Raw genomic sequence first — 14893 nt, 5'->3', positions numbered from 1 at the left:
TTTTGCTATAATCCATTTTAAACGTTCCACTATGAGAAAACAAATTCCGTCAGACGGAATAAAATCAATTGAAGATTTGATGGAGGTGGCATTTGAATGTACCTGCTCGTTTTTACACTTCTGATTAGCTTATCTATTGTTCATCAGCTATTTCCCGCTGCCATACTCTCCTATTTTGTTGGTCTGCTGGCTGCTGCTTCGCTCACCATTTCTTTTAAGAAAGCAAGTGGGCTTTATTTGAAAACAGGTGGTATGTTTCTCATGATTGGCTTGTTCTTATTCTTTTTATCCGACCAGCCATTGCACACTTTTTTTCTTCACTTTCATTCCATGCTAGGCTTGCTTTCTCTATTTTTCATGCTGCCTTTTATTCATTCTCTCATACATGTTGGACATTTCGATACACAATTAAATAAACTGCTTACACTACATACAACGAACACAAACCAGCTATATCGCAAGAGTTCATTTGTCACTCATATTCTTGGCATGTTTTTAAATATCGCGACGATCCCCTTACTATATACATCGCTCAAACCGTCGCTCGAATCCCTAAAAGAACAAGTGAAACAACATCTTTATTCACGCAACCTTTTAAGGTCATATGCATTATGTTTAAGCTGGAGTCCTGTTGAAGTGCTCGTAAGCGTCACCATTGATGCAACCAAACTCAAATATTATCAAATTGCACCCGTTACTTTTGGTTTAATGGTCATCGTGCTGGCGACAGATTGGATGCTCTTTTCTCGTCAAAGCAAACGATTCCCAAACATCATTCAGTCCGCAGAAACAAACTCCAATCCTCGTCGAATTAAGCGAAAAACCCTTCAGCTTGCTTTCATGCTGCTGAGTTTTATGACAGCCGTCTCACTTGTCGATGCATGGATTGGGAAAGGCTATTTATTCGCTGTTGTGCTGACCATTATTCCATTTGCTCTATTATTCTCTTCTGTCATCAAAAAAAGAAAACAATATATAGCCGTCTCTGTCCCTCATTGGAAAGAAAGAACCCGTCAGCTCTCCAACTATATGTGTCTATTTTTAAGTGCTGGCTTCTTTGTCGATATGCTGCTTGCCACAAACAGTATGCAGCCGATTCAAGCATTTATTGTCAGTATATCAGACCATACCATTTTGGTTTATTGTGTCATTGGGTTATATTTTCTGATCACCGCTCTTTGCGGCTTTCACCCGCTCGTTTCGCTTGCTTTGTTAGTCAGCATGATGGCACCTGTCATCCAAGAACTGCCTGCTCTCCCTATTGCCATCATGCTGATCGTTGCTGGAACATCAACTGTCATGTTTAGTCCTTTTAATGTTTCTGTCTCTCTGTTAGCTGATTTGATGAAGGTCAACCCTTACCGTATCACACGCTGGAATATATGGTTTGCTGGCTTTTATATCAGCTTGGGTATCGCATGTGCAACGATCATCACCGTTCTCTTTTATTCATAAAAAAGAGAACTCATCTTGGTTTGAGTTCTCTTTTGCTTCGCTTTCTCACTCTGGTTTTAATTGAATACGTTCTATTTTCCCTACGATAAAAATGTACGACAATGCCCCGCATAATGCGACTAAACTGACGAATAAAATCCCCCCGTTGTAAGACCCTGTCGCCGACACGATGAATCCAATAATAAGCGGAGTGATGATCCCAGATAAATTAGCAAAAAAATTAAATACACCGCCAGCCAGCCCAACCATTTCCCTTGGTGCCACTTCAGACAGCATCGTCCAAGAGATATTAGACAGTCCTTGTGCAAATGAAGCGATGGATAAAATGGTCAGCACAAGCGGGATATTCGTTGTAAAGTTTGCTAAAACAATGGTACTCGTCAGAAGCAAGCCAACCACTACCGGCAGCTTCCTCGCTACATTCACTGATACGCCCTTTTTAAGCAGCCAGTCAGACACATAACCTCCAAACAAGACCCCAAAGAATGCAGCAATATAAGGAAGAGAAGCAGCAAAACCTACCTTAAGAAACGCCATATTTTTCGCCTCTGCTAAATAGGTCGGAAACCATGTTAAAAAGAAAAAAAGTGTAGACGCAACAGAGAATTGACCAATATAGAGCCCAATCAATTTACGATATTTTAGAAGGGCGGCAAAGTCTGCCCATTTCAGTTTCTCCTGTGATGCGACTGTCAGCCCTTCGCCTTGCCGGATGAATTCTAACTCATCTTCATTCACCTTTGGATGCTCTTTCGGTTCGTGATAATACTTGTACCAAAAGAAAGCAAATATGATACCAAGCGCACCTGCTGTAATAAAGACGGTTCTCCAATCGAAAGTCGTCATGATCCAAAAAAGAAGAGGTGTCGCAAATGCAAGACCCACATACTCTCCAGCAGTATAAACACCTGTTGCAAAAGCCCGTTCCCGCCTTGGAAACCATGTGGTGACAATGCGGTTATTCGCAGGAAATGCGGGAGATTCTGTAATCCCAATCAACAAACGACAGCCGAATAAAAAGGCAAAGCTGTTCGCAAACGCCTGCAGGCCTGTGAAAATAGACCAAGTAATGAGTGATATCCCATACGTTACCTTTGAGCCAAATTTATCGAGAATAAAGCCGCCTGGTATTTGCATCGCTGTATATGTCCAGCTAAATGCTGAAAAGATCAGACCTAATAAGGCAGGATTTAATTGCAATGAAGATTGAATCGCAGGAGCAACAATGGACACACTGGCTCGATCAATATAATTAATGGCGGTAATAAAAAACAACAGAATCAATATGCCAAAACGGGCTTTCGTTGGTTTCACATATGCGGGCCGCAATTCATTCCCCTTCAGTTCTGAATGCACTTTCATAACCATCCTCCTTTGTTTCCGCAGCGTGCGGTTCGGTTGAGCGCCTTAAATAACCCCTTTTTCTTCCAATCGTTTGCACTCTTCTTCTGTTAAGCCAAGCATATTTGTTAAAATCTCAAAATTATGTTCGCCTAAATCAGGTGCAATGTGACGGATACTTCCGGGTGTTTTTTCAAACTTCGGAATGATCCCAGGCACCTTTACTTTTCCAAGACGAGGATGATGTACCTCGACGATATTCTCTCGTGCTTTAAATTGCGGATGCTCAAAAATATCCTGAATACTTAAAATTGGGCTCACAGGAACGCCATGAGTATCTAGAATTTCTAATACGTCATCCCTTGTTTTCGACGCGATCCATTGAGAGACAATCGCATCCATCTCTTTGTTATGCTTCAGCCTAGATGCATTGACCGCGAATTTTTCATTCTCTAATAAATCTAATCGATTCATCGCCTCTGCCAATCGATTGAAGGTCGAATCGGTACTCGTCACAAGAACCAAATAGTGCCCATCCTTTGTCTCATAGGTGCCGGCAGGGCTTGAATGACCGCTCAGCCCCGGTGAACGCTCACGCACCTTCCCAAGCTTGTCATATTCTGCAACCAAAAATTCTAACATACGAAACACAGATTCATAGAGGGCCAAATCCACCATTTGCCCAGTTCCTTCTGGATGTGTATCTCTGTAATACATCGCTGTCACGGTAGCAAATGCCACATATATGCCTGCAATATAATCAGTTAAAGAAAAGGAAGGACTGACTGGATGCCGGTCTGGAAACCCTTGAATATATGTAAAGCCGCTAAACGCCGTCGCAGGTGTTCCAAATCCGGCCTTGTCCTTAAACGGGCCCGTTTGTCCATAACCCGAAACACGAATCATAATTAATTGAGGGTTGATTTCTTTTAATACATCGTATCCTACGCCCCATTTTTCGAGTGTTCCAGGGCGGAAATTTTCAATCAACACATCGACCTGACCTGCAAGCTTTTTAAAAATGTCTTTTGCTTCGTCTTTGTGCAGATCGAGTGTGAGAGATTTCTTATTTCGTGAGAGACCTGACCATCTAAGTGGTTCTCCTTCTGCAAAAGGGCCAACATGCCGCAGCGTATCGCCTTTACCAGGAATCTCGACTTTGATGACCTCTGCACCAAAATCCCCTAGAAGCACCGCGCCATAGGGTGCAGCGATCATCGTAGAGACGTCTAATATTTTCATTCCTTCGAGCGGTGTATTCATATTCATTGCTTGACTCCCTTTCATTCAAATGATGAAGGGCTAAATAACTTTCTATTTTAGCCCTTTTCATCTTTCTGATTGACTCGGAAGGCCCTGATAGTTCAAAAGGAGGGCTTACCGGTACAGTTTTTTTAATCCTTCGGAAGCTGCCCTTGCGGTGTGTAAAGCCAAATGAGCCATAAAGGTTCATCTCCTGTATTTACATGCTGATGCGAGACACCATCTGGAATGAACATGAAATCATTTTGTTTAAAGGACTGCCTTTCTCCATCACAAATGACTTCACCAGATCCTTTAATCACATAATCAAATTCCTCTGAACCCGGGTGATTGTGCACTGAACTTGCTTCTCCCGGTTCAAAAATGGTGAGACCCGCCATCATATGCTCTGACCCAACAGTATCTGGTGTAATGGTTTGAAATACCTTTCGAATCATTTGCTCCTCTGGATGATCTAAACCTAACCATAATGGGTTCCCATCTTGAAACGGATTTAATACTTTAATTTTCATTGTTCTTTCCTCCTCTTTATGTTTAATTCACGCTGACATGTGAGCGCTTTGAATTTGGTGAATAAATATCATTAATATTCCAATGTCCGTCCGTAGGGACAGGATCATTTTTCATTGCTACATCGATGACGCAAGGCTCTTGAGATGCAATGGCTTCAGCTAAAGCTTCTTTGAATTCAGAAGCAGAGGTGATTTTAATCCCCTTCATTCCATAACCTCTTGCAATGGCTGCAAAATCCGGAGAATAGCTTTCTCCACCTTTTCTGAAAACAGTACCGTACGTCGTTTCATAGTGCGCCATTTGCAAGCCGGCTATTGTTCCAAATGCACTGTTATTCATTACAATCCACACAACAGGAATGTTCTCTTCAACGGCTGTTGCGAGAACAGATGGATTTTGACCGAATCCGCCGTCCCCAACGAGTGACACAACGACACGGTCAGGCTGGGCAATCTTTGCCCCAAGCGCAGCAGGGGCTCCAAATCCCATCGTTGCAAAGCCTCCCGGAGTTAGAATGGTCCCTGGCGTGAGCACAGGAAATTGCTGTCCGACTCCATTTTTGTTCCAGCCAACATCCGTTGTAATAAAGGCATCTGGCGGCAATACTTCCCGCACTTCCTGCAAAATACGCTGCGGCTTCATTGGGAAAGATTCATCTTGAATGTTCGTCAGGTTGCCCGCCTGAAAATCCTTACGATATGCCGCAATTTCCTTTTTCAATTCAGGTCGATTCAGCCCTTCTGGCAATCTTTCTCTCGCCACTCGATTGAGTACAGTCAAGGCCTGCTTAAGATCGGCTACTGCTCCAATGTCAACAGGATAGTTACGTCCAATTTCATTCGAATCAATGTCAATATGAATGAGCTTAGTTGACGGGAAACGGAACGTATAATCTGATTCCCACGAACTCGCATCAGCTTCAGCAAAACGAGTGCCTAAAGCCAATATATAGTCCGCCGCTTTGCACTGATCATTGATAAATTTTGTCCCCCAAAACCCTGTCATTCCAAGGGTCATTGGGTGATCATCCGGCATGGCTCCTTTCCCCATCAAAGAATGGGCGACAGGGATACTTAGATGGTCAGAAAATGCCTTTAATTCTTCAGCTGCATCAGCTAGTAAAATGCCTCCCCCTACATATAAGAGCGGCCTTTCTGCCTGCAGCAATCGATCTAATATCCGATTGGCTGTTTGATCATCAATTGAAGGTTTTTCAATGGTCTGTGTATGATGGTTGATTTGTTCAAACAAGGACACATCTAGGTCTTTTGAGAACACATCCATTGGAACAGATATCAGCACTGGGCCAGGACGGCCGCTTTCAGCTAACTGAAATGCTTTTGATAAAATCTCTGGAAATAATGCTGGAATATCGACTCGCCATGCTCTTTTCACAAACGGCCGGTAAATTTCGTATTGAGAGGCATCGGAATGAAGATTGATCTCTTGGTGTGGGTGCTTTCCGTAGTAATGACTTGGGACATCGCCTGCAATAACAACCATTGGAATGGAATCAAGTGCTGCATTCGCTACCCCTGTTGCCGCATTGGTGAGTCCAGGACCTAGATGACTGAGCACAACAGCCGTCTGTTTCTTTGCTCGCGCATAACCATCTGCTGCATGTGCCGCTATCTGTTCATGCCTGACATTTACAAATTGAATCGAGCTTTTTTCAAGCGCTGATAAAAAGGCAATATTCGTATGACCGCAGAGACCAAAAATATGCTCGACTCCCCGATTTTCTAAGTACTGAATAACCTGTGTAGAAATATTCTTCTTCATGTTTCTCTCCTCTCACGGTGCAGCTATGAATCTGCTACTCACTTATTCTTTGAAAACACAATAGATAGAACATTGTTCAAATCCTGTATCGCCACTTGCCCGGGAGCTGAGCTTTCTTTCCCTACAGCAAAGGTCATGACAGATCCAAAAAGTCCGCCAATCATTCTTGTAAAAGCCCCGTATTCCCCCATTGCCATCGAAATAACGGGAATTGACAGCTGCTTTTTCGCATGGCTGGTCGCTGAGAGCAGTGTTAATGCATCGTCATAGGAATGCGGCATCACTGCGATCTTTGCGATGTCAGCGCCGGCTGATTCTGCATTGACGAATAGCTGCATGAGACGATCTACCTCAGGGGTACGCTGGAAATCGTGATACGACACAATCAAGGTAACCCCATTTCTTTTAGCCGCCTGACTGACTTGCTGTATATGTGTCACATCATGCATCAATTCATAATCAACGGCGTCCACAAGCTGAGTGGAACAAAGCTCGGCAAGCAAAGAAACCTTCTCAGATTCAGAGAGTGATATACTTTCGCCGCCCTCCTTTTCAGAACGAATGGTGAATAAAAATGGGATGCCCTTTGCCCTTTCTACCATTCCCTTAAGGGTTTCTATCACTTGTTCCATGTCATGAAGATGATAAAAAAAATCCGCCCGCCACTCTATCACATCTGGCTTTTTCTCAGTTAACACCTCGACCTCATGAAACAATTCTTCCTTTGTTTGTCCGATGAGCGGCGTACAAATCATTGGCTGAGCGCCTGTCTGCACACTTTTTACCTTTTGCTGAAATGCATTCACATCCAAACGCCCCTTTCACAGACCCTGTGGAAGCACGACCATTTTGGTTTCGGTCATCTCCTCGATGGCGAAACGCGGACCTTCTCTTCCAAGGCCGCTTCGCTTAATCCCACCATAAGGCCAATGATCCAGTCTAAAATTCGATGTCCCATTGATGACAACCCCGCCAGTTTCAAGCTCTTTTGCTGCGTGTAATGCCACATCCAGCTGATTCGTAAAGATCCCTGCCTGCAAACCATATCGACTATCATTTGCTTCTTTAATTGCCTCCTCCAGCTCCTCATAAGGGAGAATGCTGACAACTGGGCCGAACACTTCCTCACAGACGACCTTGGCCTGTTTCGGAGGGTTTAGCAAAATAGCCGGTGTGATGCTCGCTCCATTTCTTTTTCCTCCACATAAAAGCTTTGCCCCCATACTCTCCGCCTCTTGTATCCATGCCTCAACACGCTGCGCGGCCTGTGCATCGACCATACAGCCGATATCACTCTCACTGGACAACGGATCTCCAACGACAAGCTGCTCTACTTTTTGTTTTAATACCTCAGTAAACGACGGCATAATTTCCTGGTGGACATAAATTCTTTGGACAGAAATACAGCTTTGACCAGAATTACTAAAGCCTGTCTTGGCACAAAGGGATGCGGCTTGTTCAATATCAGCATCGTGATGAACAATCGTCGCGCCATTCCCTCCGAGTTCGAGCAATACTTTTTTTAATCCCGCAGAAGTTGTAATATGTTCTCCTCCGGCAGCCCCGCCCGTAAAAGAGATGAGATTTGTTCTTTCATCAATAACTAACTGTTTCCCAGCGTCGACTCCGCCAATCACAAGCTGCAAACTTGCCTCAGGAAACCCTGCTTCGAGAAGGAGTTTCACAAACGCTGTAGCAACAGCTGAAGTTTGCGGTGCAGGCTTCAAAATAATGACATTCCCTCCCGCAAAAGCCGGGCCAACTTTGTGACAAATTAAATTGAGCGGTGCATTAAAAGGAGTAATCGCCAGCACAACTCCGACTGGTACTTTAAATGTCATGGCCATTGCTCCCTGTCCACGCGATGATACATTGCCAGGAATGGTCTCACCTATTAATCGATTCGCTTCTTCCGCCGATTGCGCCAGCGTCTCAATTGATCGTGAGACTTCATCTCTTGTATTTTTAAGCGGTTTGCCTAATTCTAACGAAATCAGTTTTGCGAAATGGTCTTTTTGTACTTCAAGCAAGGCGGCTGCTTTTGTTAGAATCTTTGAGCGTTCAATTGCCGATATTCCCGCTATTTGTTTTTTAGCCTGCTGCGCAATAGAAAGTGCCTGTTCTATGTCTTCTGGTGAGGCGAGATATGATGTACCGATCCTTTCTCCTGAGTAAGGATTTGTGATATCTGTTTTCACACGACCGGTATCCATCCACTCGCCGTTTATATATGATGACGCTTTCAAATGGCTCAAATTTTCTCTCCCTCCTTCAAGTGCCGCGTTCCATGTCCTGCATAACGAACCAATCTTTCTTCGTTCGGACAAGGTCCCTTCACGAGGGCTCCCTTTGTCAGTTCCTCATATGCATGCGCCACGATGCCCATTCCTCTGGATAAGGAAAAAATGCCTTTTGCTGCTTCTGCTGGAATGTTTAATTCACATTGGATGGCAGCAGATACACCGTCTATATTCATCGTGATTTTCTTCCCTTTCAGGTGTTCAAGCTCATGTCTAATCGCTTCGGCTAACCGTAAATATATCCCACTGATAAGACCTTGCTGGACATATGTGTGACTCAGCTCATATAGACGTCTCACCCTCGGATCATCATCATGAAGCTGATGGCCGATCCCCGGAATTTTTTCCTTGCGAGTTAACCATGTGTGACATACTTGCTTGGCCGCAGACTGTATATCCTTTTGATCATCGTAGATCGCTTTGGCTTCATATAACATACGCATGGCCTTCTCACCGGCTCCGCCATGAATATCACCTAATAGATTCACCCCTGTTGCAACAGATGAATTAAACGAAATGCCGCAAGTCACCGCCATTCTGGCTGCTGCAATAGATGGCGCTCTTGGTCCATGGTCCGCACCTGCGACAAGAACACTTTCAAAAAGAGCTGCTTTTGAATCATCCAATAATTCACCAACAAGCAGTAAATAAAGCATTTGTGGATACGACAGTTCACCAATCAGTTCTTCAATCGGATAACCTCGAAGTTCAATTGAGTTTTTTTGAATATGACTAATCTCAGTTTCCCACCAAGCGCCTCCCTCTTTGTAAATTTCCAGTGCACTTCGATTTTTCATTGTGTCAATCATTCCTTTAGCTTCTTATTTGGAGTGAACCACCCCTTTATTCCATACAGTGGAATCTAATTTCACTTTTCGGAATGTGGTTTCATTGTAAGCGCATTCTATTTCTTCGTCAATCATTTTTTCTGAAAATACTGTCAATGGCAGTGAAATTAAGTGAATCGAACTAATGATGAATGCATTTTCCTTTCAAATAAATCTATATTTAGTGAATTAGACTTAAGTATATCGTTCTACTAATTTAATGAATTTTTGGTTATTTTGTCAAACCCATTTGAAATTCGACATAAAAAGACCTCTCCATCTTCTGGAGAGGCCTCTTTTTTATTTCCACCAGTCATCAAACATGGAAGCGGGTACTTGGCGTTTATGCTCTGATTGAACATAGCGCTTTTCAATCGCTTCTGCTGCTTGTTCTGACACGGGCTTACCTTCTAAGTAATCATCAATTTCATTGTACGTAATGCCTAGTTCTGTTTCATCCGTTTGCTGAGGTTTATCATCAAGCAGATCGGCTGTTGGTTTCTTTAAGTATAGGCGCTCTGGTGCTTGCAGCGCTTCTAGCAGCATCCGGCCTTGGCGTTTCGTCAGACCTGTGAGCGGGAGAACGTCTGCACCGCCGTCACCATACTTCGTGAAGAATCCAGTGACTGCTTCGGCTGCATGATCTGTACCAATGACAAGTAACCCTTCTTCTCCTCCGACAGCATACTGTGCGATCATTCTCATGCGCGCTTTAACATTCCCTTTATTAAAGTCAGACAACGGTCCGCCCATGTCTTTTTGATATTGTTCACTGAATGCCTCCACAGCAGGCGCAATATCATATTTCCACGACTTGTCCGGCTGAATAAATGATAAAGCGAGCTGGGCATCATCTTCATCCTGCTGCACGCCATGCGGGAGACGCACCGCAATAAAGACTGCGTCTTCTTTTCCTTCTTGACGCAGCTCAGATGCAGCGAGCTGCGCAAGACGGCCAGCGAGCGTTGAATCCTGTCCGCCGCTAATGCCGAGAACGAATCCTTTCGCACCGGTTTTTTTCAAGTAGTCCTTTAGAAATCCAACCCGTTTTTCAATCTCCTGCTTTGGGTCAATTGAGGGCTGCACATGCAACTCTTGGCTGATCTTTTTTTGCAAACTCATACACTTTTCCTCCTAAGCATCCTCTACATGAAGAGAACAGGTTTTACTCTGAATTCATTGATTTGACAACGTTTTTTGAATCTTCATTATACCATGTTTTCAGGAAGAACATTTTGTTAGACGTTCCCCTATTTCATTCATGATCAAACATTCATAAATGAAAAAGACCATGTCTATATGGACTGGCCCTTTTCTTTTTCAATCAATTTCTACCCGTATCGATGTACAGTTTGCACCATTACACTTCCCAATATCAGCAGGACATGCGGATACGGCCACAATGAGATCCATTTCGGCTCGCAGACGAATGTAATCACCGGGAAGAGATTTTGGCAGCTCCACAGACAGCTTTCCTTTTTCATCAATGACTGTATTCATAAAGGCATTAAAAGGGTAGTACATATCCTCCTTCGGAATCCCAAATGGTTCAAAGGCATTCCGCAAATTATCGTAGCATGTATGCATGACCTCTAAATGCGTCCGTCCATATAAAAGCTGATACATTTCTTGCCGGCAGGCGGGCATGTATAAATCATGGCATTCGACAGTGTCTTCAATGATCGTAAACATCGGTTTGTATAAGTTAGAATAGAGTTTATCGCCTTTTTTCACTTTTGATGAAAATAGGCTGTCCATTGTCGCGCCTTGGTCAAATTTTTCATAAAAATCCTTTTCGTGATAAGCCATCACATCTGCTACTTGCTGACCTTCAACATCAACCACCCGCATACATTGGCCTTTTCCTAAACGAAAGCCGAGTCTGCCCTTTGGTAAAATGACATGTTCTCCGTTCATCACATGCACTCCTTTCCTTGACAGTATGCCCAAAACGTCCTCTTTCTTGATCATGTATAAAAAAAAGAGGCGGTCACAAGCTAATGTCATTGAAACAGAAAGGTGTTGCGCATGCATTGAAAGAAGAACAAACTTTATCTTGGTGGCAGCTTTCTCTCATCGGAGTCGGCTGTACGATTGGCACTGGTTTCTTCCTTGGTTCCAGCATTGCCATTACAAAGTCCGGTTTTTCCGTCTGCATTTCTTTTTTACTTGCTGCGGTTGGAACCTATCTCGTCTTTAAACATTTGGCTGCGATGACAGCTGATAACCCTGATAAAGGGTCGTTTTGCTCCTATGCTCGTAAAGCATATGGACGCTGGGCAGGGTTTAGCAATGGCTGGGTGTATTGGTTTGCAGAAATGCTGATTACAGGAAGTCAGTTAACAGCGATTTCTCTTTTTACCCGCCACTGGTTTCCATCTGTGCCGCTCTGGGTGTTTTCTGCCATTTATTCTGCTCTTGCCCTGCTCGTGATAATCATAGGGCTCTCTTCTTTTCAAAAGACAGAAAATGTCCTTGCGGTACTGAAGACAGCGGCGATTTTTCTATTTATGATCCTGGCAGTTCTGGTGTTATTCGGCATTCTGACAGATCATAAACCGACCCTGCATCTGCCTAACAAAGATCACGAATGGATGCCGCTCGGTGCACTTGGTCTTTGGAATGGATTGATTTACGCATTTTATGCATTTGGGGGAATTGAGGTCATGGGGCTGATGGCGGTTCATTTAAAAGACCCGAAGGATGCAGCAAAGTCTGGACGGGTCATGCTGATGATTCTAGCGGTTATCTATATCGTCTCAATTGGTCTTGCTCTACTGCTTGTCCCGGTGACAGCCTTTAATGAGAACAGCAGTCCATTTATTACATCTTTAGAACCTTTTCATTTATCGATCTTTCTTCATATCTTTAATGGCATATTCATTATTGCCGGCTTTTCGACATTGGTTGCCTCACTCTATGCAGTCACGACGCTGCTTGGCACGATGTCAGAGCATCAAGATGCACCTGCTTGTTTTAAACAAAAAGACCCTTCTCATGTCGGATGGCCTTCGATTATTTTAACTGCTGCTGGATTAATTGTCTCGATTTTGCTTGCACTCTTTTTGTCCAAACACATCTACGAGCATCTCACAACAGCAGCCGGTCTTACCCTTCTGTACACGTGGGTCTTCATTCTGTTTTCAAGTAAAAAACTATCAAAGCCATCCACTCGCCAAACGTGCGAAATGTTTCTTGCGCTTCTCTTGATTGGAGCTGCCATTTCAGGCACTTTAACAGAGGCAAGCGGACGACCGGGCTTTTTTATCAGCCTTGGGATCATTGCAGTGATTGCCATTATGGTGCTATTTATGAGAAGAAAGTGGAAGCAGCAAGATCAGACCGCATCATAATTTCATCATGTTTCTTAATGCAGTAAAAGGACATTTGGCGGAGGCTGGTTTCTCCGCCTCATCATCTGAGAGAAAGTATTGCTTCCATTCATGATTGGTCGGATCACCGTACCATTTTAATGATGGATGAATGCTGACCTCATCATATGCTTTGAGCCGCTTGCGAACGAGCTGGCTCATTTTTTGACCAAACTTGGTCGATCCATTCAATTTCTCAAACACCCATCTAGGCTGAAATGCCATTAAGACATAAGGGAAGTGGCGGCTTTTTCTGAGCTTATGAGCCGGTGTGGAGCATAAAATAAAATATGCTTCCCCGTGAAAGCAATACTCCCACTCATGATGATGAGCATCTAGTGGAATCTCCTCAGGCCATGGCACTTCATCTTTCTGGTGCAGTCGTTGAAGTAATGACCAAAACTGCTGCTCAAACTCTTCAAGCGCACTTTCCTTTAAATCCTGCGGTGTTTCAAAAAAACAAATAAATGAAGCATATTGACCCGTTTCTTTCGCACAGCTTTGATATTCTCTCAGCAGCTGCGCTAATTCCTCAACAGCCTCCTCTTCCCTCGGATCACCCACAAACCCATAGCGTAAATGATCGAGAAAAAATCCCTGTCTTCCGGGGACACAAGGGAATGTATCTGCCTCATCTCCTACCATCTCTCCAAATAGCGTAAAAGCATCCTGCTTCCATTCTTCTAGTGATCGTAGATTTTGATCAAGGCAACTTTTTGCATACAACTGGGCCATTTCCTTCCACCTCGTTTTAGCGTCTTCTCCATAGCCTATGAGAAAAAAAGGCTGTGGTGACTGTCCCTAAGCGACTTTCATTGCGCATTCAAGAGGTGGATGTTCTCGTTCAAATTGAGCATGTATGTGTGTCTTTCACGCCATGCTGCTTCTTTTCATAGAGCACTTTTGTATCAACCCTATGATTGGTTCTTCATTAAAAAGACAGAATCGAGCACCCAATAAATGAGGGCTGAGCAAAAGCAAAACAGATAGACTTTGTAGCTAATGAACACAACCAGTCCATAATCAATCCATAACGCTAACGCAGAGCAAATCACCCACGCCGCAAGAAAATAAACAAGTAAGTCACGGCCTCGAAACTTTCTAGGATGCCTGTGTAAGACAAGCTGAATCGGTGCAGCAAACACTACATAAGCAATCAAAATGAGCAGACTTGTCATCTCCACATAACCAAAGCCTGCTTCAGGCGGGATAAATAGCAGGGTATATACGAATGTTGCTGTGATGACTGATAAGATCAGCATGCACAAATAGTTGAAGACTGGAAGAAAAATACGCATGGCAAAGCTCCTTGAATCCATTTTATATCTCACCATTATTCAAGAATGTGTTATGTCTGTCAATCCTTACAAAAAAAGCAGACTGACATGTCAGTCTGCTTTTCTACCCGATCAACGCCATGATCCCTTGATACCCAAAATAGACGCCGAAACCAAGTAAAGATAAGCCTGCAAGAACGGATAAGCCATGTAAGACACGTTCACTTAAATAGCGCCTAAACGAACTAGCCAGCAGCGCCATGCTGAAATCCCAGATTAACATGCCGATAAAAATAGCTATGCTGTACATCAGCATTTGAGATGCCCCATACTTTTCGATCGTATTGGCCAAAATACTGCCGTAGATCCCAAGCCAAAATAAAATACTGAGCGGATTGGAAAGAGAAATGAAAAATCCCGTCATGAACGAATGCCCGATCGACGTGTTTCCTCCATCCTTCTTTGGACTTTCCTGCAAGTTGATTTTACGAAGGCTTTCAATTCCGGTATAGGTTAGAACGAAAAAACCGAACAGCCACAAAAAGGTTTTCACAAGAGGTGCAGTCAAAAGCTGGGCGACACCAAAATAGATGAGGAGCATGTAGACAATATCCGCAGCCATTGCCCCCACACCAAAAATCCACGCATGCCAAAAGCCACTTTTAATCCCTCTATCAATTTGGGCAGCATTCACTGGCCCAACAGGCGCTGAAAGTGACAACCCTAAAAAGATATACCCCAAAAACACCGCCACATAGACGTCC

Annotated in this window: 14 protein-coding genes; 2 read left to right on the top strand and 12 right to left on the bottom strand. The window is 43.7% G+C overall.

Annotated elements, in window-relative coordinates; genetic code table 11:
• The first annotated feature begins 96 nt into the window (after positions 1–96).
• A complete protein-coding gene (locus SB660_RS06055; protein WP_180309615.1) occupies positions 97–1455 on the top strand; it encodes a hypothetical protein in 1359 nt (452 codons plus the stop codon).
• Positions 1456–1500: 45 nt separating this feature from the next.
• Here SB660_RS06055 and SB660_RS06050 read toward each other — a convergent pair whose 3' ends face one another.
• From SB660_RS06050 to SB660_RS06010, 9 genes are all read right to left on the bottom strand, one after another.
• Positions 1501–2817, bottom strand: a complete 1317-nt coding sequence (locus tag SB660_RS06050) for an MFS transporter (protein WP_410581768.1) — start codon at positions 2815–2817, stop codon at positions 1501–1503.
• A 45-nt stretch (positions 2818–2862) separates the two neighbouring features.
• Positions 2863–4065 (bottom strand): CaiB/BaiF CoA transferase family protein, encoded by a 1203-nt coding sequence (locus SB660_RS06045; RefSeq protein ID WP_081106419.1) that lies wholly within the window; start codon positions 4063–4065, stop codon positions 2863–2865.
• Between the two features lie 125 nt (positions 4066–4190).
• Positions 4191–4571: a cupin domain-containing protein gene (locus SB660_RS06040; protein WP_003216877.1), complete on the bottom strand. Its 381-nt coding sequence runs from the start codon at positions 4569–4571 to the stop codon at positions 4191–4193.
• Positions 4572–4593: 22 nt separating this feature from the next.
• A complete protein-coding gene (locus SB660_RS06035) occupies positions 4594–6354 on the bottom strand; it encodes a thiamine pyrophosphate-binding protein (RefSeq protein ID WP_410581765.1) in 1761 nt (586 codons plus the stop codon).
• A 38-nt stretch (positions 6355–6392) separates the two neighbouring features.
• Entirely contained in the window at positions 6393–7166 is a 774-nt protein-coding gene (gene aroD, locus SB660_RS06030; RefSeq protein WP_410581763.1) for a type I 3-dehydroquinate dehydratase, read from the bottom strand.
• Between the two features lie 9 nt (positions 7167–7175).
• Positions 7176–8609 carry an aldehyde dehydrogenase family protein gene (locus SB660_RS06025; RefSeq protein WP_410581761.1) on the bottom strand — a complete coding sequence of 478 codons (1434 nt, stop codon included), beginning with the start codon at positions 8607–8609 and terminating at the stop codon, positions 7176–7178.
• Positions 8606–9463 carry a citryl-CoA lyase gene (locus SB660_RS06020; RefSeq protein ID WP_080772930.1) on the bottom strand — a complete coding sequence of 286 codons (858 nt, stop codon included), beginning with the start codon at positions 9461–9463 and terminating at the stop codon, positions 8606–8608. The genes SB660_RS06025 and SB660_RS06020 overlap by 4 nt, the downstream gene beginning before the upstream one ends.
• Positions 9464–9781: 318 nt before the next feature.
• A complete protein-coding gene (nadE, locus tag SB660_RS06015) occupies positions 9782–10603 on the bottom strand; it encodes an ammonia-dependent NAD(+) synthetase (RefSeq protein ID WP_410581758.1) in 822 nt (273 codons plus the stop codon).
• A 198-nt stretch (positions 10604–10801) separates the two neighbouring features.
• Positions 10802–11398: a DUF1989 domain-containing protein gene (locus tag SB660_RS06010; RefSeq protein WP_061406682.1), complete on the bottom strand. Its 597-nt coding sequence runs from the start codon at positions 11396–11398 to the stop codon at positions 10802–10804.
• Between the two features lie 83 nt (positions 11399–11481).
• Between SB660_RS06010 and SB660_RS06005 the strand changes: the two genes are divergently transcribed.
• A complete protein-coding gene (locus tag SB660_RS06005; RefSeq protein ID WP_410581756.1) occupies positions 11482–12834 on the top strand; it encodes an amino acid permease in 1353 nt (450 codons plus the stop codon).
• Here the strand turns inward: SB660_RS06005 and SB660_RS06000 are convergent.
• The 3 genes from SB660_RS06000 to SB660_RS05990 all read right to left on the bottom strand — a co-directional run bounded on the left by SB660_RS06000 (position 12829) and on the right by SB660_RS05990 (position 14883).
• Positions 12829–13587, bottom strand: a complete 759-nt coding sequence (locus SB660_RS06000; RefSeq protein WP_339164855.1) for a YqcI/YcgG family protein — start codon at positions 13585–13587, stop codon at positions 12829–12831. The genes SB660_RS06005 and SB660_RS06000 overlap by 6 nt on opposite strands.
• 179 nt (positions 13588–13766) lie before the next feature.
• A complete protein-coding gene (locus SB660_RS05995; protein ID WP_339164853.1) occupies positions 13767–14150 on the bottom strand; it encodes a UPF0715 family protein in 384 nt (127 codons plus the stop codon).
• Positions 14151–14253: 103 nt separating this feature from the next.
• Positions 14254–14883 (bottom strand): LysE family translocator, encoded by a 630-nt coding sequence (locus tag SB660_RS05990; protein WP_410581753.1) that lies wholly within the window; start codon positions 14881–14883, stop codon positions 14254–14256.
• Positions 14884–14893: the final 10 nt, after the last annotated feature.

Source organism: Bacillus sp. SIMBA_005 (genome assembly GCF_046535585.1).
Taxonomy (GTDB): Bacteria; Bacillota; Bacilli; order Bacillales; family Bacillaceae; genus Bacillus; species Bacillus pumilus.
Note: the sequence above shows the minus strand (reverse complement) of the source record. Positions and strands in the feature narration are given on the sequence as shown.